General features: G+C 64.6%; 21 protein-coding genes and 1 riboswitch. Of the genes, 9 read left to right on the top strand and 12 right to left on the bottom strand.

Features of this window, described 5'->3' with window-relative positions; translation table 11 throughout:
* Window position 1: 1 nt before the first annotated feature.
* The 3 genes from H147_RS0116410 to H147_RS0116400 form a co-directional block, all read right to left on the bottom strand.
* Entirely contained in the window at window positions 2-451 is a 450-nt protein-coding gene (locus H147_RS0116410; protein WP_019956484.1) for a GNAT family N-acetyltransferase, read from the bottom strand.
* Window positions 448-1515: a cobalamin biosynthesis protein CobW gene (cobW, locus tag H147_RS0116405; RefSeq protein ID WP_019956483.1), complete on the bottom strand. Its 1068-nt coding sequence runs from the start codon at window positions 1513-1515 to the stop codon at window positions 448-450. Before cobW ends, H147_RS0116410 begins: the two co-directional genes overlap by 4 nt.
* Before the next feature lie 75 nt (window positions 1516-1590).
* Entirely contained in the window at window positions 1591-2232 is a 642-nt protein-coding gene (locus H147_RS0116400) for a HupE/UreJ family protein (RefSeq protein WP_019956482.1), read from the bottom strand.
* Between the two features lie 105 nt (window positions 2233-2337).
* A riboswitch (cobalamin riboswitch) is annotated at window positions 2338-2556 on the bottom strand.
* 220 nt (window positions 2557-2776) lie between these two features.
* Here H147_RS0116400 and smc point away from each other — a divergent pair.
* Window positions 2777-6232, top strand: a complete 3456-nt coding sequence (gene smc, locus H147_RS0116395; RefSeq protein ID WP_019956481.1) for a chromosome segregation protein SMC — start codon at window positions 2777-2779, stop codon at window positions 6230-6232.
* A 44-nt stretch (window positions 6233-6276) separates the two neighbouring features.
* Here the strand turns inward: smc and H147_RS0116390 are convergent, their stop codons facing one another.
* Genes H147_RS0116390 through H147_RS0116365 form a run of 6 tightly spaced genes read right to left on the bottom strand, consistent with a single transcriptional unit; the run spans window position 6277 to window position 10707 of the window.
* A complete protein-coding gene (locus tag H147_RS0116390; RefSeq protein ID WP_019956480.1) occupies window positions 6277-7440 on the bottom strand; it encodes a lytic murein transglycosylase in 1164 nt (387 codons plus the stop codon).
* A gap of 59 nt (window positions 7441-7499) precedes the next feature.
* Window positions 7500-8099 carry a DedA family protein gene (locus tag H147_RS19975; RefSeq protein ID WP_019956479.1) on the bottom strand — a complete coding sequence of 200 codons (600 nt, stop codon included), beginning with the start codon at window positions 8097-8099 and terminating at the stop codon, window positions 7500-7502.
* On the bottom strand, window positions 8092-8463 hold the full coding sequence (locus H147_RS20400; protein WP_019956478.1) for a hypothetical protein: 372 nt from the start codon (window positions 8461-8463) through the stop codon (window positions 8092-8094). Before H147_RS20400 ends, H147_RS19975 begins: the two co-directional genes overlap by 8 nt.
* A 35-nt stretch (window positions 8464-8498) precedes the next feature.
* Window positions 8499-9404: an adenosylcobinamide-phosphate synthase CbiB gene (cbiB, locus tag H147_RS0116375; protein ID WP_019956477.1), complete on the bottom strand. Its 906-nt coding sequence runs from the start codon at window positions 9402-9404 to the stop codon at window positions 8499-8501.
* Complete coding sequence (locus H147_RS0116370; protein ID WP_019956476.1) at window positions 9401-10336, bottom strand: threonine-phosphate decarboxylase; 936 nt, start codon at window positions 10334-10336, stop codon at window positions 9401-9403. Before H147_RS0116370 ends, cbiB begins: the two co-directional genes overlap by 4 nt.
* Window positions 10333-10707 (bottom strand): DUF1636 family protein, encoded by a 375-nt coding sequence (locus H147_RS0116365; protein ID WP_026352626.1) that lies wholly within the window; start codon window positions 10705-10707, stop codon window positions 10333-10335. The genes H147_RS0116370 and H147_RS0116365 overlap by 4 nt, the downstream gene beginning before the upstream one ends.
* Before the next feature lie 184 nt (window positions 10708-10891).
* Between H147_RS0116365 and H147_RS0116360 the strand changes: the two genes are divergently transcribed.
* On the top strand, window positions 10892-11281 hold the full coding sequence (locus H147_RS0116360; protein WP_019956474.1) for a response regulator: 390 nt from the start codon (window positions 10892-10894) through the stop codon (window positions 11279-11281).
* Here the strand turns inward: H147_RS0116360 and H147_RS0116355 are convergent.
* Together H147_RS0116355 and H147_RS0116350 are read right to left on the bottom strand one after the other, a co-directional pair.
* The gene (locus tag H147_RS0116355) at window positions 11247-12221 is read right to left on the bottom strand and encodes a glutathione S-transferase family protein (protein WP_019956473.1); all 975 of its coding nucleotides are present in this window, start codon (window positions 12219-12221) and stop codon (window positions 11247-11249) included. The genes H147_RS0116360 and H147_RS0116355 overlap by 35 nt on opposite strands.
* A gap of 111 nt (window positions 12222-12332) precedes the next feature.
* Window positions 12333-13157 (bottom strand): hypothetical protein, encoded by an 825-nt coding sequence (locus tag H147_RS0116350; protein ID WP_019956472.1) that lies wholly within the window; start codon window positions 13155-13157, stop codon window positions 12333-12335.
* A gap of 321 nt (window positions 13158-13478) precedes the next feature.
* Here H147_RS0116350 and H147_RS0116345 point away from each other — a divergent pair, with 321 nt between their 5' ends.
* The 7 genes from H147_RS0116345 (at window position 13479) to H147_RS0116315 (ending at window position 20476) form a co-directional block, all read left to right on the top strand.
* Entirely contained in the window at window positions 13479-14699 is a 1221-nt protein-coding gene (locus H147_RS0116345; RefSeq protein WP_019956471.1) for a sirohydrochlorin chelatase, read from the top strand.
* Between the two features lie 17 nt (window positions 14700-14716).
* The gene (locus H147_RS0116340; RefSeq protein ID WP_026352625.1) at window positions 14717-15352 is read left to right on the top strand and encodes a precorrin-8X methylmutase; all 636 of its coding nucleotides are present in this window, start codon (window positions 14717-14719) and stop codon (window positions 15350-15352) included.
* Window positions 15345-16547, top strand: a complete 1203-nt coding sequence (locus tag H147_RS0116335) for a bifunctional cobalt-precorrin-7 (C(5))-methyltransferase/cobalt-precorrin-6B (C(15))-methyltransferase (protein WP_019956469.1) — start codon at window positions 15345-15347, stop codon at window positions 16545-16547. Before H147_RS0116340 ends, H147_RS0116335 begins: the two co-directional genes overlap by 8 nt.
* A 162-nt stretch (window positions 16548-16709) precedes the next feature.
* Complete coding sequence (gene cobI, locus H147_RS0116330; protein WP_019956468.1) at window positions 16710-17411, top strand: precorrin-2 C(20)-methyltransferase; 702 nt, start codon at window positions 16710-16712, stop codon at window positions 17409-17411.
* Window positions 17402-19213, top strand: a complete 1812-nt coding sequence (cobJ, locus tag H147_RS0116325) for a precorrin-3B C(17)-methyltransferase (RefSeq protein ID WP_019956467.1) — start codon at window positions 17402-17404, stop codon at window positions 19211-19213. The genes cobI and cobJ overlap by 10 nt, the downstream gene beginning before the upstream one ends.
* A 42-nt stretch (window positions 19214-19255) precedes the next feature.
* Window positions 19256-20026: a precorrin-4 C(11)-methyltransferase gene (gene cobM / locus H147_RS0116320; RefSeq protein WP_019956466.1), complete on the top strand. Its 771-nt coding sequence runs from the start codon at window positions 19256-19258 to the stop codon at window positions 20024-20026.
* Window positions 20027-20122: 96 nt separating this feature from the next.
* A complete protein-coding gene (locus tag H147_RS0116315; protein ID WP_019956465.1) occupies window positions 20123-20476 on the top strand; it encodes a hypothetical protein in 354 nt (117 codons plus the stop codon).
* A gap of 5 nt (window positions 20477-20481) precedes the next feature.
* On the opposite strand, the gene H147_RS0116310 is transcribed toward H147_RS0116315, so the two are convergent.
* Window positions 20482-21654 carry a MalY/PatB family protein gene (locus tag H147_RS0116310; protein ID WP_026352624.1) on the bottom strand — a complete coding sequence of 391 codons (1173 nt, stop codon included), beginning with the start codon at window positions 21652-21654 and terminating at the stop codon, window positions 20482-20484.
* Window positions 21655-21740 lie beyond the last annotated feature (86 nt).

The raw sequence follows: 21740 nt of genomic DNA, 5'->3' as shown, positions 1-21740 counted from the left end.
CTCACAGCCGCTTTTCCATGAAAACCGAACTGGCGATGGCCGGATAGTCGCCGAACTTTCCGCAAGGCGTGAACCCATGCCTTGCGTAAAGGGTCTGCGCCGCCTGCAGGATATTGCCGGTTTCCAGTTTCAGCCATGGCAGGTCCAGATCGCGGGCCTGATCCTCGATCTGGCGCAGGATCGCATCGGCGACACCTTTGCCGCGCGCGGCCTCGTCCACGAACATCGACTTGATCTCGCCGTAACCGTCGCAGACGCGCAGGGCACCGGTGCCGAGGATTTTGTCACCGATGCGGGCGGTGTAGAAATGGATGTCCTCCGCCACCAGATCGTCGATGGAGAGGTAGAAATTCTCCTCTGGCGGGAACAGCGCCTGCATCAGCGCATGGCTTTGCTGCAGCAGGGCTGTGGCCTGCGGATCATGCGGATCTGTGCGCGCGACGACGATCATGCTTGTAGCGCTGCCGTGATCGCGGATCGGTCCAGCCCAGCCTCGCCGATCACGACAAGCCGTGTCTGGCGCGGGGCATCGCCGAAGGGCTGGTCGAAATAGGTATCGACGCGGGGGCCGACGGCCTGCAACGTCATCCGCATGGGTTTGCCTACAACAGCGACGAAACCTTTCAGGCGCAGGATATTGTTGGCCTTGATCGCGGCGCTGACCTGTGCGGCGAAGGCTGCGGCATCGCTCACCTCGTCACGGGTGACGATGAAGCTTTCAAACTCGTCATGGCCGTGGTCGTGGTGGTGATCGTCGTCGTGGTCATCCTCGTCATCATCATGGTGGTGATGATGGTGGATTTCGTGGCGGGATTCGAGATCACCCTCGGCCCCGATCCCCTGCCCCAGCAGCACATCGACAGGCAGCGCGCCCATGCTGGTTTTCACCACCTGCACACCGTCGCGGCTGTCCGTGCGGAGCTGCGCGGCAAGGCCGTCGGCCTCTTCCGCTGTCAGCAGGTCGGTCTTGTTCACCACGATCATGTCGGCGCAGGCGATCTGGTCTTCAAAGAGTTCGGACAGCGGCGTTTCGTGGTCGAGGTTGTCATCCGCGGCGCGCTGGGCATCGACGGCGGCGATGTTATGGGCGAACTGGCCGTCCTGCACGGCGCGGCCATCGACGACGGTGACGACGCCGTCCACAGTGACGCGGGTCGCAATGCCGGGCCAGTTGAACGCGCGCACCAAGGGTTGCGGCAAGGCAAGACCGGATGTTTCGATGACGATATGGTCGGGGGCGGGGCTGCGCGCCAGAAGCGCCTCCATCGTGGGGATGAAGTCGTCGGCCACGGTGCAGCAGATGCAGCCGTTAGACAATTCCACGATGTCGTCCTTGGCGCAGACTTCTTCGCCGCAACCTTGGAGGATGTCGCCATCCACGCCCAGATCACCGAATTCGTTGATGATCAACGCGATGCGCTTGCCATGGGCGTTCTGCAGCATGTGCCGGATCAGGGTGGTTTTGCCAGAGCCAAGGAAACCTGTGACGATGGTGGCGGGGATTTTGGCGGGCATGGGATGTCCTTGACGCGAAAACAGGAATGGGGACGGCCCTTGGGGGGCCGTCCTGTGACTGGCAGGTGAGCGGGATCAGCCGGCGAGCGCGGTGACGATCGGGCCTTCGATCATCTCGAGCGCCAGAAACACGCCGACACCTGCGACCATCGCGCCACCCAGACGGGCGGTGATCGCGCTGGCATCCGTGGCACCCAGCTTGCGCGCGGCCCAGCCTGCACCGATGGCGATCAGATACTGGATTGCGCCAAGTCCGATCAGGTAGCCGATCAGCACACCGCCGCCGACGCCGCCTTCTTGTCCTGCGATCGACCCGCCAAAGGCAGAGCCGTGGAACAGGCCGAAGGTCGCAAAGACCAAGAGCGCGGTCGTTGTCGTCAGGCCTTTGCCCGACAGGACGATCCCGCCGATGACCAAAAGCGACATCACGATCACGGTTTCAGCAAGCGGCATGGCGATACCCGCATACATCAGACCGCAGCCCGCCAGCATCGCGGCAATATAGGCGGCGGGGGTCAGCAGACGGTTGGCGGTGAAGGTCGCAGCGATGCCCATGGCCGCGACAAAGAACAGATGGTCGAAACCCAGCACGGGATGGCCGATGCCCGACATCAGGCCGTGGGTGAAGGTTTCCATAGGCAGGCCACCCAGCGGGTGATGCGCAAGCGCGGGTGATGCGGCAAGGCTGAGGCCCGCGATGGTCAGAAGTCTTTTCATGTTGTCCCCTTTGGATCGACTTAAAGGGGGGATTTCATGGGAAGCACGGGCCATGCGGCCAATGCAGAACCCCCACGGAACACCCCGTCCGTTGTTGTTTGCCGGGGTGATCCCCGGTGCATGGCTGGTCTCCTGGCTTGCGGGTCGATGCACCTTGTTGCCTTCCCGGGCGGACCCAGTGGCGTTGTAACAAGGCACTCTCCGCATACAGTCGCGGGGGCGGCTGTGGCTTTAGGTCTCCCTTACAGGATCGGCCCGTCCACATTCCCATTTGATCCCCTGACGCTGCGCGCCGTACGGGGAACCATGCGCCCTGGTTGTGCCTGCACTGGTGGCATCTGGTCAAGCTGTAAACCGACGTTGACAGGGCCAATAGCGCCTCCGGCGCTGCCTCCGGCGGGGATATTTTGGCTCGGAAGATGGGGATTTCGCAATATCTTGTGGATAAGGGGCTGAAATCGGCCTTATGTAGTTCGGTTTCGTTGACTCATGGTGTCTCTGGTCGCAGGCTTTCTGTCAGGCACAGAATCAAGGGCAGCGGACCGTGCGTTTCAGCAAACTGCGATTGAATGGCTTCAAGAGCTTCGTCGATCCGACCGATTTGATCATCGCGGACGGGCTGACCGGCGTGGTCGGCCCGAACGGCTGTGGCAAGTCCAATCTGCTGGAGGCGCTCCGCTGGGTGATGGGCGAACATCGCGCCTCGGCAATGCGGGGCGGCGGGATGGAGGATGTGATTTTCGCCGGTGCCGCGACGCGGCCTGCGCGCAATTTCGCCGAAGTGTCGCTGGTCATCGACAACGCCGAACGGCTCGCCCCTGCGGCCTTTAACGACGCCGATCAGTTGGAGATTGTCCGCCGGATCACGCGCGATGCGGGGTCAGCCTATAAGGTCGGTGCCAAGGACGTGCGTGCGCGCGATGTGCAGATGCTGTTTGCCGATGCCTCGACCGGCGCGCATTCCCCGGCGCTTGTGCGGCAGGGTATGATCGCAGAGCTGATCAACGCCAAGCCCAAGTCGCGCCGCCGGATATTGGAGGAAGCAGCAGGGATTTCCGGCCTTTACCAACGCCGCCACGAGGCCGAGTTGAAGCTGAAAGGGGCGGAAACGAACCTGACCCGCGTGGATGACGTGATCGACCAGTTGGCGGCACAACTGGCACAACTGGCGCGGCAGGCACGGCAGGCGGCGCGCTATCGCGAGATTGGCGAGAGTTTGCGCCGCGCCGAGGGCATGCTGCTGTTCCGCCGCTGGAAAGAGGCGGATGATGCCTTGCTGGAGGCCACGAATCTGCTGCGCGACCGCACGACCGCTGCCGCACAGGCCGAGCGGGCGGCGCGCGATGCGACGAAGGCGCGGCAGGGGGCAGAGGATGCCTTGCCGCCCCTGCGCGAGGAAGAAGCGATTGCCGCCGCCGTCCTGCAACGCCTGCAGGTCCAGCGCGATGCCTTGCAGGATCAGGAAGCCCGCGCCCGCGACATGATCGCGACGCTGCGCGCCCGGATTGACCAGCTGACCCGCGATATCGACCGCGAGGCGGGGCTGAACAAGGATGCCGGTGAAACCATCGCGCGGCTGGAATGGGAAGCGCGCGAGATCGCGAAGGCGGGTGAAGGTCATGACGTGCGGCTGGAGGCGGCCCAGGCGGCTGCGCGCGAGGCGGCGGGTGTGCTGCAAGAGGCTGAGGCCGCATCCGCACAACTGACCGAGGATGTGGCCCGACTGGCCGCGCGCCATCAGTCGGCGCAACGCCTGATCGACGATCACCGCGCGACCTTGGCCAAGAACGAGGCCGAGGCTGTCAAGTCCAAGTCGGCCTCGCAGGAAGCGGCGACCGCATTGGCCAAGGCCGAGGTGGATTTCGTCGCCGCCGGTGTGGCCGAGGCTGCGGCGCTCGCATCCGCCGATGCCGCCGAGCAGGCGCTGGCCGCCGCCGAAGCCGCCCGTGGCGCCACCCAGACGCAGGAAAGCGAGGCCCGCGCGCTGCGGTCCGAGGCTGAAGGCGGTGCCAATGCGCTGCGTGCCGAGGTGACCGCGCTGTCGCGCCTTGTGGACCGCGACCGTGCCGAGGGCGGGCAGGTGCTGGACCTGCTGTCGGTGCAAAAGGGCTATGAAAAGGCGCTGGGCGCGGCTTTGGCGGATGATCTGCGCGCGCCTGCGGTGGGGGCGGATGCGCCGACCGGCTGGGCGAGCCTGCCCGATTATGCGCAGGCGCAGCCTTTGCCTCAGGGTGTGGCGCGGTTGGCGGATTTTGTGACCGTGCCTGCGGTGCTCGCCCGCCGGATCGCGCAGATCGGCTTGGTCGATGCCGCCGATGGTCCGCGTTTGCAGGCCGATTTGCAGCCCGGACAGCGGCTTGTGTCGTTGGCGGGCGATCTGTGGCGCTGGGACGGGTTCCGGTCTGGGGCCGAGGATGCGCCTTCGGCAGCGGCACTGCGGTTGCAGCAGCTTAACCGGCTGGCCGAATTGCAGCGCGATCTGGATGCGGCAGCGGCCAAGGCACAGCAGGCGGCGGCGGCGCATGACGCGCTGACCCGTGCCTTGCAGGATTGCACCGCCGTCGATCAGGCGGCCCGCGCCGCGCGGCGTGATGCCGACCGCGCCGTGGCCGATGCCAACCGCGCCGCCAGCCGTGCCGAGGCGGACCGGAACCTGTCGCAAGGACGGCTGGAGAGCCTTGGTCTTGCTGTGCGTCGCCACGAAGAAGAGGCGATGGGCGCACGCAAGGCGCTGGCCGAAGCGGAAAAGGCGGCACTGGCGCTTGGCGATCTGGCGGCGGCGCGTGCGTCGGTCGAGGATGTCAAGATGACGGTCGAGGCCGCGCGCATCACGATGATGTCGCGGCGGTCCGCATCCGAGGAATTGCGCCGTGAAGGCGACGCCCGCCTGCGCCGCGCGCAGGAGATCACCAAGGAAATCAGCGGCTGGAAACACAGGCTGGAAACCGCGACCAAGCGCAGCGCGGAACTGGCCGAGCGCAAGGCGGCGTCCGAGGCGGAACTGGTCGAAGCCTCTGCCGCGCCGGAGGAGATCGCGGCGAAGCGCGCGGAACTGGCCGATGCGATCGACACCGCCGAGACGCGTCGCCGTGCGTCTGCCGACAAGCTGGCCGAGGCAGAGACGGTCCTGCGCGATGCGGGCCACGCCGAGCGCGATGCGGAACGGCTGGCGTCAGAGGCGCGCGAGGCCCGTGCCCGGTCAGAGGCCCGTGCGGATGCCGCGCGCGAAACCATCGCCTATGCCGCAGAGCGGATCATGGAAGCGCAGGAGGTGACACCGGCGCAATTGCTCGATGCCTTGGGTGTGCCGGTCGAAGACATGCCGCCGGTCGTCACGGTCGAGGCCGAGGTCAATGCGCTCAAGCGCCAGCGCGACGCGCTGGGCGCGGTCAACCTGCGCGCCGAAGAAGACGCGACGGAGGTGCAGGTCGAACACGATGCGCTGGTCGGCGAAAAGGCCGATCTGCTGGCTGCCATCGCCGCCCTGCGCACCGGCATCGCAAGCCTGAACAAGGAAGGACGCGAACGCCTGCTGACCGCGTTCGAGCAGGTCAACGACAGTTTCGGGCTGCTGTTCACCCATCTCTTCGGCGGGGGCGAGGCCAAGCTGGTGCTGGTCGAATCCGACGATCCGCTGGAGGCCGGGCTGGAAATCATGTGCCAGCCGCCCGGCAAGAAGCTGAGCACCCTGTCGCTGCTGTCGGGTGGCGAACAGACGCTGACGGCGCTGGCGCTGATCTTTGCGGTGTTTCTGGCCAACCCCGCGCCGATCTGCGTGCTCGACGAAGTGGACGCGCCCCTGGATGATGCCAACGTCACGCGGTTCTGCGACCTGCTGGACGAGATGTGCCGCCGCACCGACACGCGGTTCCTGATCATCACCCACCATGCCGTCACGATGAGCCGGATGGACCGGCTGTTCGGGGTGACGATGGGCGAACAGGGCGTGTCGCAGCTGGTTTCGGTTGACCTCAAGCGGGCGGCGGCGATGGTGGCCTAAGAACTTTCAGGCCTCCGGCGGGGATATTTGGGCTCGGAAGATGATCAGAGGCGATTGAGCAGATCGAGCGTCGGCCATGCGTCCGCCGGAAGGCCGAGGCGGGATTGTTCGGCCTGCACCGCATTGCGGGTCATCGCCCCGAGGATCCCGTCGATGCCACCCACGTCATAGCCGCGCGCGGTCAGCCGTTCCTGCAACTGGCGCATCTGGTCACCTGTCAGCGCGGGCGACGGATTGCCCGCGTTGTAGACCGGCGCACCGCTGAGGCGGGTTGCGAAGTAGGCGGCGGTCGTCACGTAGACAAAGCTGCGGTTCCATTCGAAATAGACGTCGAAATTGGGGTACGTCATGAAGGCCGGCCCGTTGCGCCCCATCGGCAGCAGGATCGCGGCGGGCAAGTTCGACGGGCCGAGGCTGCCTTGGCGCGCGGTCACGCCCATCGTGGCCCAGTCGCTGACGGGACGCTTTTTGGTCAGGCCAGTCTGCGACCAGTCGAGATTGGCGGGCACGGTGATTTCATGCATCCACGGTTCATTCGGGCGCCAGCCGAGTGAGGACAGCACATTCGCCCCGGTCATCAGCGCATCGGGGGCGGAGTTCTTGAGGTCGACCACGCCGTCACCGTCGCCGTCCATGCCTTTTTCGACGATCTCGCGCGGGAGTTTTTGCAACTGGCCGATTTCACCTGCCCAAGCGCCCAAGGTGGTCGCGGGGTCCATGCCGCCGCGCCGGTAAAGCTCGATCGCGGCGATCAGTTGGGGGCGGAACAGCTCTGGCCGGCGGCAGTCATGTGCCAGCGTCAGCAGGGCGTTGCGGGTGTTGAAGTTGCCCTGCACCGCGCCGTAATCCGTCTCGAACGCCCAGAAGGCCAGCAGCACGCCGCGCGGGATGCCAAAGCGGCTTTCGATCTGGCGGAACGTCGCATCGAAACGCTGGCTGTTGCGCGCGCCGTTGTCGACGCGGTTCTGGCTGATCAGGTTGCGTGAAAACTGGATGAAATCCTGCTGGAACACGCCTTGCGAGCGGTCGGCGCGCAGCACGGCGGGGTCGATCTGTGCGCCTGCGAAAAACGCATCTGTGGTGGCGGGGGGGATGCCGGTGGCCACAGCCTCGGCCTTGACGCCTGCAATGAAAGTGTTGACGTCGCCGCCGCAGGTCTGGGCATGGGCGGTGCTGGCGAAGAGCAAGAAGGCGAGGGCAAGGCGCATGGCGGTCTCCGGTTGTGACGGCGCAAGGGTATCAGGGTGCCGCGTGCGCGCAAGGCCGGTTAACGTTCCACGTGGTGCCTGCGGTGGTGCAGCAGCCCGATGAAGGCCGCAATCGTCAGGCAGGCCGCTGTGGCGAACCCGCCCCAATTGGCCACCAGATCGGTCAACGCGTCAAGCCGGGTCCCAAAAAGATATCCCAGGCTGACATAGCCGCCGACCCAGATCGCCTCGCCTGCGGCGTCCCACAGGGTGAACCGCCAGCGGTTCAGACGGGCGGCTCCGGCGGCGAAATTGACCCAGGGGCCGAGCGGTGCGGCGGCCCAGGTGGTGAAAAAGACGCCAAGGCCACCCCAACGCTCGACAAGATCGCTTGCCCGCGCAAACAGGGCGGCACGGTTGGGCCGCGTCGCAAGCCGCGCATCCAGCCAGCGCCCGCCCATGTGGCCAAGGTGGAACCCGGTCTGGTCGCCCGCGACTGCCGCCAGATAGGCCACGGTGATGACCTGCCATAGGATCAAATCCCCGGCTGCCGCAAAGGCCCCGCCTGCCAGCATCACCGCAAAGGTGGGCACCGGCACCGCGAGGCAGGAAAAATAGGCGGACAGTCCGATGATGATCAGGCCCCAGCTTGCCACCAGTTCAAAGAAAAGGTCAGTCATCTTGCTGTGCCTTGTAGGCTGCGATGGTGGTGTCGATATCGGCAATCAGCCTGTCGAGGTCGGTTCCCCGTTCGATCGCCAATTCGGACAGGGTGACCTTGCGTCCGCTGCCATCGGGGTCCAGCCCCAGGGCCTGCGCGAGGACTTCGGGGGGAACATCCCAGGACCTTACGATGTAGCGTGGCGTCATCCAGCCTGCGAGAGGGTCATGGTGTGCCGCCGGGATCTGCCAGACGCTTGCGGCCATGCTCAGCCGCAGGGCAAAGAAAACCATCCCGACCAAGGCCATCGTCAACAAAGCATAGAGCCCGCGGCGGACGATCTTTGCGTGATATGCCTTGTGCGCGAGGTCGCGGGTTGTCATGGGCCACCCTTCCTTTGGTTCTCGAGAGTACCAGATCAGACCGCTGCGCCGAAGGCCAGCAGCAGTGTGGCAATCAGGACGACCGCCCATGTTTTCCAGAGCACTGCCACCGCGCGGTCGATGTCCTGCGGTGTCAGGTCATGTTCGCCGCCTGCGTTGACGAAAGGATAGTCGCGCAACTGCCCGTCATAGCTGCGCGGTCCACTGAGCGCGATGTCGAGACCATGGGCCATCGCCGCCTCTGGCCAGCCCGCGTTGGGCGAGCGGTGCAAGGGCGCGTCAGCGAGGATGCCGCGCGGGTCGGGGCGGGTGGTCACGGCCCAGATCATCAGGGCGGTCAGGCGCGCCGGGATCAGGTTCAGCAGATCGTCAAACCGCGCGGCGGCCCAGCCGAATTGTTCATGGCGCGGCGTGCGGTAGCCGATCATGCTGTCGGCGGTGTTGACGATCTTGTAGATCAACAGCCCCGGCAGTCCACCGATCAGGAACCAGAAGGCGGGCGCGATCACCCCGTCGGACAGGTTTTCGGCAGCGCTTTCGATGGCGGACCGTGCGACGGCGGCCCCGTCCATGTCGCGCGTGTCGCGCCCCACGATCATCGCCACCGCGCGTTTGCCATCGCCGAGTGACAGGCGCAGCGCGTCCGCGACAGCGCGCACATGATCCGCCAGCGATTTCTGCGCCAGCAGGACGGCGATGACCAGAATGTCGATGATCTTGCCCGGCAGCGCGTCAAGGATCAGGCCCAGCAGCCCTGCGCCGATGACCAGCCCCGCCAGTACGGCGATGCCTTTTGCCTGCCGCGTATTGCCTGCGTTGAAACGCTGGTCACACCAGCCGATCAGCCGCCCCATCAGGACCGCCGGATGCGGGTAGCGCGACCAGAGCCATTTCGGTTCTCCGAACAGCGCATCGAGGATCATGCCGAAGACCAGGATCACAGCGCGGCCTCCAGCTGCGCCCAGCGGTCGGGGGCGGGCAGGCCAAGGCGCAGCCAGTCATGCGCATAGGGAAAGACCCGGGACCAGACATGGCCTTGAGCCAGCCGGTCCTGCCAGCGCGTCGCGTCATCCACGCGGTAAAGCCGGAACAGGGACGTGCCGCCAAGAAATGCGGCGCCTTTGGCGGTGAGCAGTCGGTCGAGCCTGCCTGCGTCCCGCGTCAGCCTTGCCCGTGTCGCATCGGCCCATTGCGGATCGGCCAAGGCCTCTGCCCCGATATTCAGCGCGGGGCCGGAGACTTGCCACGGGCCCAAGATATCCGCCAGCCGCGCGATTACCGCAGGGTCGCCGACCGCGAAACCCAACCGCAGCCCTGCCAGCCCCCAGAACTTGCCGAAACTTTTCAGGATCACCGTGTTCGGGCGGCTGGCGAGGTGGATCAGCGATCTTTCGGGCATCACGTCGCAGAAACTTTCGTCGATGATCGTGATGGGTGTGGTGAAATCCGGCGCGGACCAGACTGCCCCGTCGGGATTGTTGGGATGCACGGCCACCAGCGCCTGACGCGGCACCTTGCCAATGGTCCAGCCAGCGGCGCGAAAGGCGGCCTCGTGTTCGTTATAGGTGGGCCCGGGGATGCAGACCTCGCCTTGCGGAAACACGCGCGGCAAGGCAGCGATGATGGCAGAGGCCCCCGTTGCCGCAACGATGCCCGCCCCCGCAGGCACGCCCCAGAACCCGCGCGCCAGATCATGCAGGCGGGCAAAGGCTGCCTTGTCCGGCAAGGCCGTCCAGGCATCGGCGGCAAATTGCGGCAGCGGGTAAGGGATTGGATTGATCCCCGTGGACAGATCAAGCCATGACGCCCGGCTGCCGCCATAGCGCGCGATCGCGGCATCGAGCCCGCCGCCATGATCGCGCGCAACCGTCATTCGGTGTCTGGCAATGGCGGGTGGCGGGTCACGAAATGGCCCTTGATGCTTTGCGGCCAGTCACGGTAGGGCACCTGTCCGGTCGTGCTCTGGGCATGGGCCAGAGCATAGGTGACGATCCCCGAAGCAGCATCCGCGTCCGGGATGAAATCACCCAAGGTGTAGTTCAGCTTGCCCTGCGCCTGAATGGCGATGTTGCAGCCTGACTTGCACCCCATCAGGCAAGAGACCCGCCGTGTTTTGACACCGGGCAATCCCGTCGCGGCGGCTTCGACCAATGCTGCCAGCGCCTCGCCGTCTGTCTGGGCCATCGTGCGTGATTCCCAGCCTTCCCGCTTGCAGGTGTCACAGATCGTTATCCAAGTGGTCATTTTGTAGCCTTTTGCTGTCATCGCTGTTCAAGCGGATTATTGCCCGCTCTGCAAGATAACGAAGTACGCACTATCTTTTGATCTGTGGCTGTGGGTTCGATAACCCGATATCGTGTTATCGTCAGATGTTTCTCTGCGGCTCGGCTGTGGCGTGCTAATAGTCATTTCAGATTGGTCCAAAGACATGCAGGTCCTGATCGTTCAAGGCAACGTGCAATTGGGTGCGCTCTGGCAGAGCCATCTGGAACGGCTTGGCGCGCAGGTCGTGTATGTGCGCACCGGTGCCGCCGCCCTTGCCGCGCTTGAAAAAGGCTGTTTCGACGTGATCGTCCTTGATCTTGTGCTGGATGGCGGCAGCGCGCTGGCGGTCGCCGATATGGCCCAGTTCAGACAGCCGCAGACGAATGTCGTCTTCGTCACTGACACCACGTTCTTTTCGGACGGGTCGATTTTCGGCTACAGCGCCAATGCACGCGCCTTTATTCAGACCGCGACCCCGCCAAAAGACTTGGCCGCGATCGTCCATCATTACGGCGGCGTCAGTGCCGACCGTGTGGCGCTGACAGATCGATGACCGGGTTGATCGGGATGATCCGGTTCGGATTGATCGTGTCGTGGCTGTAATGATAGTGCCGCACGATATGGTCCATGTTGACTGTCCCGGCGACGCCCGGCACCTGATACAGGTCGCGCAGGAAACCTGACAGGTTCGGGTAATCCGCGATCCGTTTGCGATTGCATTTGAAATGCAGGTGATAGACCGGATCGAACCGCAAGAGCGTGGTCCACAGCCGCCAATCCGCCTCGGTCAGTGTATCGCCCATCAGATAGCGGGATTTGCCCAGCCGGTCTTCTAGCCAGTCGAGGCTGTCGAACAGCGGATAGACCGCGTCTTCATAGGCCGCTTGGGTCGTGGCAAAGCCGGATTTGTAAACACCGTTGTTGACCGTGTCATAGATGCGGTCGTTCACGGGGGCGATCGCGTCGCGCAATTCCTCGGGCCAGTAATCGTCGGTGTTGCCGGTGATCCCGTCGAAGGCGGAGTTGAACATCCGGATGATTTCCGACGATTCGTTGGAGACGACCGTTCCCCGCTTCTTGTCCCAGAGAATCGGCACAGTCACGCGACCGGTCATGTCGGGTAGCGCGCGCAGATACACCTCGCGGGCGAAGTCATAGCCGAACAGGGTGTCGCCGGTGGCGCCCTTGTCGTCCTTTGCGAAGGTCCAGCCTTCGCCCAGCATGTCGGGATGCACGGCGGAAATGCTGATGTGATCCTCCAACCCCTTTAGCGCCCGAAAAATCAGGGTCCGGTGCGCCCAAGGACAGGCATAGGAGACGTATAGATGATACCGCCCCGATTCTGCCTCGAAGCCGCCTTCGCCCGAAGGTCCGGCAGACCCGTCCGCCGTGATCCAGTTGCGAAACGCGGCCTCGGAACGCTTGAAAGCGCCGCCGGATTTCTTGGTATCGTACCAGACGTCATGCCAGACGCCGTCAACGAGTTGGCCCATGATGATGCTCCTTTTGTTCTAGCCCTGACGTAACGGCTTGGCGTTGATGAACCAAGGCGGATGACGGCGCAGCGATGGTGCGCAAACGCACAGCGCTATAAACGGTTGCGATCAGCGCCGAAGACCGGCGCGCATTCTGGCGCGCAGGCCGCCCATCTGGAAATCAGTCCATCTTGCCCGACGCCCGTGATGATCGGTGACGAGCTCTCCGTCAGAAAGCCCTGCGATCACATCGGGTTTCGTCAAGGCACCGTCGAAGGTGATCACGACAAGGTCCTGCCGCTTCTTGCGTCGCAACAGCGCCTTGATCTGGTTGAGCCAAAGCGAGAGTTCGAGAAATTCGATCCTGAAACGCACAGCGAGGTTGGACGGAAGCGGACGGATGGTATCCTGACAGGACCACCCGACGAAGAGGTCGTCATTGCCGCGAATAATGTCAGAAGCCGCCTGCCCCAAAACAGGGGTCCGGGCGCGAAATTTGACCGTCGGATTGCCGGGAAAAGCATTGCGATAGGCAAAGATGGACGAGTTTCCAGCGTCATAGCGCCGCCCCCCGCTCAGCCGCCAGCGAAGGCGCGACCACGCGCTGAACCGTGCGCGCGACGTCGGCAGGGTCCACAAGGGGCCATGCCGCGTCAGTACTGCAAGCTGGCCAAGGTCGCCGATGATCGCACTGTCAAGATCGACATAGACACAAGGGGCACCCGCGGGCAGGGCGTCGATCTCGAACAGGGAAATCTTGACGGCCAACCCGTTTTTCTTGTGCTCTGGCCGGTCGAAGTCCACCGCGATCGGGCTTTGGATCGCGCGCGCATCCAGCTGTCGATTGGTCCGGTCAGACAACACGACCACGCCTTTGAGCGAGGAGCTATGCGCATGGGCGGTGCGGATCAGGCGGTTGCAATCGGCATCGCCATAGGCGTCGCTCCAGATCATCAAGATCAAGTACCAGCCTTCCACGATGTTCCCATATTGTCTGACCCTGTTCTGGCCTAGCGATAGCACCAGACTGATGTCAAGACGAGTCGTGCCGGACGCATGTTGCGCCGCTTAACGGTTTGCCCCGTCGGGCCGTCCGGTCTATACGGCGGAGGAGACGAAGCCCGTGCAGGGCCAGAACGGTTGGAGACAGGGCGGTCGACCCAAGCGGGGACCCGAATGTCGCATCGTCGCACCCGTGGCTTGCGGGTCTCTGGTCATGTCGGGACAACCGGATTTACGGATGACCATCCGTGCCAGTGGCGAGGGGAAAACAGCATGAAAACAGGTGTGATGATTTGTGGGCACGGGTCGCGGAGCCAGTCTGCCGTCGATGAATTCGCCGTGCTGGCGGAAAAACTGCCCACCTATCTGCCGGATGACTGGATGACCGACTATGGCTATCTGGAATTCGCCAATCCGGTGATCCGCGACGGGCTGGACCGGTTGCGCGCCGCGGGCTGCGACCGGATATTGGCGGTGCCGGGGATGCTGTTCGCCGCGATGCATGCCAAGAACGATATTCCCACCGTGCTGAACACCTATGCCGCCAAGCACGGGATCAGCGTGAATTACGGCCGCGAACTGGGCATCGACCCCAAGATGATCGCCGCCGCCGCAGGCCGCGTGCAGGAAGCGGTGGACCGCGCGAACGTCAAACACGGCAAGGTCGCGTTGACGGACACTTGCCTTGTCGTCATCGGGCGCGGGGCCTCCGACCCTGACGCCAATGGCAATGTCGCAAAAATCGCGCGGATGATTCAGGAAGGCATGGGGTTCGGCTGGTGCGAGGTCGGCTATTCAGGCGTGACCTTCCCCTTGGTCGAGCCTTGCCTGCAACATGCCGCGCGCCTGCCTTACAAGCGGATCATCGTGTTCCCCTATTTCCTGTTCTCGGGCATCCTGATCGACCGGATTTACGGGTTCACCGATCAGGTCGCCGCCGAACATCCCGAAATCCAGTTCGTCAAGGCCGGATACCTTGGCGATCATCCCAAGGTGCTCGAAACCTTTGCCGAGCGGATCCTGGAGCAGGACAGCGCGACCCCGCCGCCCAATTGCGGCATCTGCGGCTATCGTGCGCAGGTTCTGGCGTTGGAGGACGGCCACAGCCACACGATCAGCGCCGCCGACCGCAGCCACCCCGCCTTTGGCGCGGTGCCGCCCGCGACCTGCGTTTTGTGCAAATACCGCACGCAGGTGCTTGGGTTCGAGGGTGAGGTCGGCGCCGTGCAGGAAAGCCACCACCACCATGTCGAAGGCCAAGGCGCCAGCGCGCCGGGGTCGAACGTGGCGGATTGCGCGCTTTGCGACACGTTCTGCACCGGCATGTGCCGTCTGACCGCGCAGGATCATCACCACGATCACCACCATCATGACCACGACCATCCGCATGATCACGACCATCACCACCATGACCATGAGCATCAGCACGCGCCTTACCCCCATGCCAAACATCCGCATGGACCCGAAAGCGCGCGCAAGACGCTAAAGCGTTGAGCGGGAAAGGTATCGCCTTGCGCCCCTACGAGACCGACCCCAAGGCGATCTATGCGCAAAGCTTTGCCACCGTGCGGGCCGAGGCGCGGCTGGACCGTTTCGCGCCTGCGCTGCATCCGCTGATGACGCGGCTGATTCATGCCTGCGGGATGGTCGAGATTGTCGACAGGCTCGCCTATTCCGCGCAGGTCGCCGAGGCGGGGCAGGCCGCGTTGCGCGCGGGCGCGCCTGTGCTGTGTGATTGCGAAATGGTCGGTGCGGGGATCATCCGGCGGTATTTGCCAGCGGGCAACGCGGTGGTCGTGACGCTGAACGATCCTGCGGTGCCCGCGCTTGCCGCGCAGATCGGCAACACACGGTCCGCCGCTGCCATGGAACTGTGGCGCGACCGGATCGAGGGGGCAGTCGTCGCCATTGGCAACGCGCCGACGGCATTGTTTCACCTGCTGGAACTGCTCGATGCGGGCTGGCCGAAACCCGCGGTGATCCTTGGCTTTCCGGTGGGTTTCGTGGGGGCCGCCGAAAGCAAGGCCGAGCTTGCCCGTGATCCGCGCGGCTGCGATTTCATCGCGCTGCGGGGGCGGCGCGGCGGGTCGGCGATGGCCTCGGCTGCGGTGAATGCATTGGCTGCGGGGTTGCCCGAAGATGTCTGATCCCTGGCTGCATATCGTCGGCATTGGCGAGGACGGGATGGCGGGGCTTTTGCCTGCGACGCGTGCTGTCGTGGAAGCGGCCGAGGTCATCATCGGCGGCGACCGCCATCATGTGCTGGCCGAGAACTTGGACGCAGAGCGGCTCGCATGGCCGCATCCGTTTGATGCGCTGATTTCCACGATTGAAGGACTGCGCGGGCGGCGTGTGGTCGTGCTGGCGACGGGGGACCCTTTGTGGTTTTCCGCCGGCGCACGGATCGGCCGCGCGATCGATCCCGCGCAGATCGTCTATCACCCGCAACTCTCGGCGTTCCAGCTGGCGGCGGCGCGAATGGGCTGGTCGCTCGCGGATGTTGAAACGCTGACGGTGCATGGTCGTCCCGTCGAACAGATGATCGCGTTTATCCAGCCCGACGCGCGGCTCTTGATCCTGACGACGGGGGCTGAAACGCCCGCCCAGATTGCCGCGTTTCTGACTGCGCGGGGCTTCGGGCAGTCGCGCATGACGGTGCTGGCCGCGATGGGCGGCAAGGACGAGGCGCGGTTTGATGGGCTGGCCGAAAGCTGGGCACATGAGGTGCCAGCCTTCAACACACTTGCAGTCGACTGTATTGCCGCCCCCGATGCGGCCTTGCTGCCGCGCGTGCCGGGGTTGGCGGATGAGCTATTCCAGTCTGACGGCACCATGACCAAGCAAGAGGTCCGCGCGGCGACCCTGGCCAAGCTGATGCCGATGCGCGGCGCGCTATTGTGGGATATCGGCTGCGGCTGCGGGTCTGTCGCGATCGAATGGATGCGCGCCGCGCGCTATGCCCGCGCCATCGGGATCGAACCGCGCGCGGACAGGCGCGCCTTTGCCGCGGCCAACGCGCTGGCCTTGGGTGCGCCGAAGCTGGAACTCATCGACGGGATGGTGCCCGATGCCTTGCACGGCCTCGATGCGCCGGACGCGATCTTCATCGGTGGCGGGCTGAGCCGCGAGACATTTGAAGCGGCATGGGCGGCGTTGCGCCCCTTGGGGCGGTTGGTGGCCAATGCCGTCACATTGGAAAGCGAGGCGGAACTGATCGCGCTGCACAAGGCGCATGGCGGCGATCTGGTGAAACTCTCGGTGCATCGCGCCGAACCCGTGGGGCGGCTGACCGGCTGGCGACCGCTGATGCCGGTAACGCAGTGGAGCCTCGTGAAAAGATGATGGCCATGGTCAGGAAGGAATGATCATGCGTCTTGATCTTTGCGACTTCTTTTTTCCAAAAATACTCCGGGGTGAGGCGCGCAAGCGCCGAGGGGCTGCGCCCCTCAAGCGGCTCCGCCGCTTGCCTCCGGCGGGGATATTTGGGCTCGGAAGATGGGCGGAATGACAGGTGTTCTTTATGGCGTGGGCGTAGGCCCCGGTGCGCCTGATCTGATGACCCTGCGCGCCGCGCGCCTGATCGAAAGCGCAGCGGTTGTCGCCTATCCGACGCTGGCGGGGGCGGCGAGTTTCGCGCGCGCGATTGCGGCGGACCTGATCTCGCCGCACGCCCGCGAGATCGTGATGGATGTGCCGATGAGCGTGGAGCGCGCGCCGGCGCAGGCGGCCTATGATGCCGGAGCCGTGCAGATCGCGGCGGCGCTGCAGGCGGGGCAGGATGTCGTGTGCCTGTGCGAGGGGGACCCGTTCTTTTACGGCTCGTTCATGTATCTGTTTGCGCGCCTGTCGGATCGTTACCGCGTCGAGGTCGTGCCGGGTGTGACATCCATCACCGCCTGTGCCGCCCGCGCGGGCAAGCCGCTGGTCGCGCGCAACGAGCGGTTGACCGTGCTGCCCGGCCCCTTGCCAGAGCATGAATTGCGCGCGCGGATTGCTGGGGCGGAGAGTGTCGTCATCATGAAGGTGGGCCGCCATCTGGCCAAGATCCGCGCGGTGATTGCGGATCTGGGGCTGACGGGTATGGCGGTCTATGTCGAACGCGCGACCCTGCCCGACGAAGTCGTGCTGCCTTTGGCGGATGCGCCGGCGACCGCACCTTATTTTTCGATGATCCTGCTGACCAAAGGGGCTGATCCATGGCTGTGAAACCGGTTGTTCTGGCGCTGTCCGCCTCGGGAGAGGCTGTGGCGCACCGTGTGGCCGCCGCGCTGGGCGCACAGGTGCATGGCCGCGAAGGGCGTGTGGCGCGCGCGGATGCCTATTTCCCCAATGCGCTGGATCATGCGCGCGATCTGTTCGCAGCCGGTGTGCCGGTCGTAGGCGTTTGCGCGGCGGGGATATTGATCCGTGCGGTGGCGCCGTTGCTCGCGGACAAGACGGCCGAACCGCCGGTGATCGCAGTGTCCGACGATGGCGCGGTTGTGGTGCCGTTGCTCGGTGGCCATCGTGGGGCGAACCGGCTGGCCGCGCGGATCGCGGATGCTTTGGGCGCTGTGGCGGCGGTGACGACGGCGGGGGATGTGGCGCTGGGAGTGGCGCTGGATGAGCCGCCCGCGGGCTGGCGGCTGGTGAACCGCCGTGATGCAAAGGAGGCGATGGCCGCGCTTTTGGCGGGTGGCGGCGCGCAGGTGTCGGGAGATGCACCTTGGCTTGCGGACCTGCCCAAAGGCGATGCGGTCCGGCTGTCCTGCATGATGGAGGCGCAACCCGATCTGGGGCAGGCGCATCTGCAATTCGCGCCGCAGCGGTTGACCTTGGGTCTGGGTTGTGCGCGCGACTGCGAGCCTGCGGAAATGGCGGCGCTGGTGGCCGAGGTGCTGGCCCAGGCTGGTGTCGCGCCGGAAGCGGTGCAGTCTGTCAACACGATCACGCTGAAGGCCGATGAACCTGCGATCATCGATCTGGCGCGCGCGATGGGTGTGCCATTGCGTTTGTTCGCGGCGGCAGAGCTTGAGGCGCTGACGCCACGGCTGGCCAATCCGTCGGAGGTGGTGTTTGCCGAGGTCGGCACCCATGGCGTGGCCGAGGCGGCGGCACTGGCGCAGGCGGGGGCGGAGGCGACCTTGCTGGTGGCCAAGCGCAAGACGGCGAATGCCACCTGTGCGCTGGCGATTGCGCCCGCGCCGATCACCGCGCTGGCGGGCCGTGCGCGCGGGCGCTTGTCCGTCGTGGGGATCGGTCCCGGGCAGGCGGCGTGGCGCACGCCCGAAGTGTCGCGGCTGGTGGCCGAGGCCGAGGAACTGGTGGGCTACGGGCTTTACATTGATCTGCTCGGGCCTTTGGCCGTGGGCAAGGAACGGTCGGATTTCCCGCTGGGGGGCGAGGAGGACCGTTGCCGCTATGCGCTGGAACAGGCAGGCAAGGGCAAGAACGTGGCGCTGGTCTGTTCGGGGGATGCGGGGATTTACGCGATGGGGGCGCTGGTGTTCGAACTTTTGGACCGCAGCCCTGACCAGATGGGCGTGTCGGACGCCGCGCGCCGGGTCGAGGTGATCTGTTCGCCCGGTGTCAGTGCTTTGCAAGGGGCTGCGGCACGGGCAGGTGCGCCTTTGGGGCATGATTTTTGCGCGATCTCGCTGTCGGATCTGCTGACGCCGCGCGGTGATATCGTCAAGCGGTTGCAGGCGGCAGCGGAAGGCGACTTCGTGATTGCCTTCTATAACCCTGTATCCTTGCGCCGCCGCACCCTGCTGGCCGAGGCGCGCGATATCCTGTTGCGCCACCGCCCTGCGGATACGCCGGTAATGCTGGCCTCGTCGCTGGGGCGGCCGGAGGAACACATCCGCTATCGCCGTCTGGACCAGCTCGATGTGGACGAGGTCGATATGCTGACGGTGGTGCTGGTGGGGTCGTCGCATTCACGGCTGGCGCAGTTGGGGACGGGGCCGCGGATGTATACGCCGCGCGGTTATGCCCGCAAGATTGACGGCGATCTGGCGGCAGGATGACATGTTCCGCCTGCCGGCGGGAGTATTTGGGGAAATAAGAAGATGACGGTGTATTTCATTGGGGCAGGTCCGGGCGATCCGGAATTGCTGACGCTCAAGGCGGCGCGGGTGATTGGGGAATGCCCTGTGTGCCTGTATGCCGGATCGCTGGTGCCCGAGGCTGTCGTGGCATGTGCGCCCGCGGATGCGCTGGTGATGGATACAGCCTCCATGACGCTGGATGACACGCATGGCGTGATTCTGGCCGCCCATGCCAAAGGGCAGGATGTGGCGCGGGTACATTCGGGGGATCCGTCGCTTTATGGGGCCATCGCCGAGCAAATCCGGCGGCTGAAGGCGGACGGGATCGATTACCAGATCATCCCCGGTGTTCCCGCCTATGCGGCGGCGGCGGCGGCGCTGGGCACCGAACTGACCGTGCCGGAAGTGGCGCAATCGATCATCCTGACGCGTATGTCGATGAAATCGACGGGCATGCCTGCGGGCGAGACTTTGGAAAACTTTGCCCGTTCAGGTGCGACGCTTGCGATCCATCTGGGCATCCGCGCCCTGCGCGAGATCGAGCGGCAGCTTGTGCCGTTCTATGGGGCCGATTGTCCTGTGGCGGTGATCTACCGCGTGGGCTGGCCGGACCAGATGATCCTGCGCGGCACGCTGAGCGATATCCATGCACAGGTCAGGGCCGCAAAAATCACCCGCACAGCGCTGATCCTTGTGGGGCCCGCGCTGTCGGAAAACCACGGTTTTCCGGATTCAGCGCTATACGATTCCACCAAACCGCATGTCTTGCGCCCGCGCGTCAAGGCGGATTGACTGGCGCGCGTCTGCACCACGCTGCGTTGCGGCGGATGCCGTTACTTGATTTTTACCTTTGTGGGTCCACACTTACGGAAGTAGTGGAGGATTCGCATGTATACGTTTTTACCGGAAGCTGTGCGCAAGGGATTGGAAGACGCGCGTAAAGCCGCCTTGCGCCGCAAGGATCGCCTGTCTGTGCGCGATGGCGATGCGACCTATCGTATACGGCGGCTCTGGGATGGCGGGTTCGCGCTGGACATCGAAGGGTCCGACAAATTGCGCGGGCATGTCGATATATATGACGGGCCGAAGCATCTGTATCAATGTCTTGTGGTGTCCGCTGTCGAGGATGACGATGAACGGGTGTTCGAATTCAAATGGCTCACGCCGGTCGCCGACAGGCCCGCTGCGGATTTCGTGCATCCTGACTTTGTGCCGGCAGGGCTGATCGAAAACCGCAACTGACCGCTCTATTGCAGGTCGCGGAACGCGTGTTGCAGGCGCGCGACCGCGTCCTCGACCACATGGCGCTGCGTGGCGAAGTTGATTCGCATAAAGCTTTCGCCGCCGGTGCCAAAGGCCGGACCGGGCGAGACGGCGATTTTTGCCTCGTCCCGGATGCGCGCCGCGATCTCGGCATGGTCCATGCCGGTGCCTGAAAAATCCACCCAGGCCAGATAGGTCGATTGCAGCGGCATCGACCAGACGCCCGGAATCGCGCGTAGACCGTCCTGCAACAGGTCGCGGTTGGCCTGCAGGTGGTCCATCTGCGCATCGGCCCATGCCGCGCCTTCGGGGGAATAGGCGGCGGTGATCATCGCGATGGCAAGGCATCCCGGTTTGTAATCCATCATCGCTTGCCCGGCCTGCGCCTGCCCGCGTAACTGCGCGTTGGGGATAATCATGTTGCCGGTGCGCTGGCCTGCGATGTTGAAAGTCTTGGACGCGGCTGTCAGATAGACGGTGTTGTCCGCGAAATCGGGGGCGGCCACGGCCATCGGCACGAAATCATGGTCGCGGTAGACCAGATCGTGATGGATTTCATCGCTGATCAGCAGCATCCCGTTGTCGCGCGCAAAGGCGGCGACGGCGCGCAATTCGGCCGTGGTCCAGACCCGTCCCGACGGGTTTTGCGGCGAACACCAGATCAGCAGCTTTTCGCGGCCGGTCAGCCGCGCCTTGGCGTCATCGAGGTCAAGCACATAGGTATCGCCGTCGCGCACCAGCGGGCAGGTGGTGACGACACGGCCCGCACGGGTGATCTTGTGGGCGAATTCATGGTAAACAGGGGTGAAGATCGCGGCGGCATCGCCCGGTTCCGACCACAATTGCAGCGATAGCGCGATGGCATTGCCCAGCCCTTGGGTCGAAAGAATCCAGTCAGGGTCCACTGTCCAGCCATGCCGGTTCTGCATCCACCATGTGATCGCATCGGTATAATCTGTCCCGTCGATCCCGTAGCCGAACACGCCATGCGCGCGTGCGCGGTCGATGGCGGCCAGAACGCAGGGTGCTGTGGGGTAATCGCTGTCGGCGGTCCACATCGCCAGCCCGTCCTTTGGCGACACGCCGAACAGCTGTTCCATCTTGTCCCATTTGGAACTGTTGATGTTGCGGCGGTCGATGGGCGTGTTGAATGACATGGGCGGTTCCTCGTGTTTGCGCCAGCCTATCCCGCTGGTGGCGCTGTGCAAGCGGTCCGCGTTGCATTTCTGCGCGCCGCGGCCTA

This window comes from Yoonia vestfoldensis DSM 16212 (assembly GCF_000382265.1).
GTDB lineage: Bacteria > Pseudomonadota > Alphaproteobacteria > Rhodobacterales > Rhodobacteraceae > Yoonia > Yoonia vestfoldensis.
This window is presented reverse-complemented; position numbering and strand designations above follow the sequence as displayed.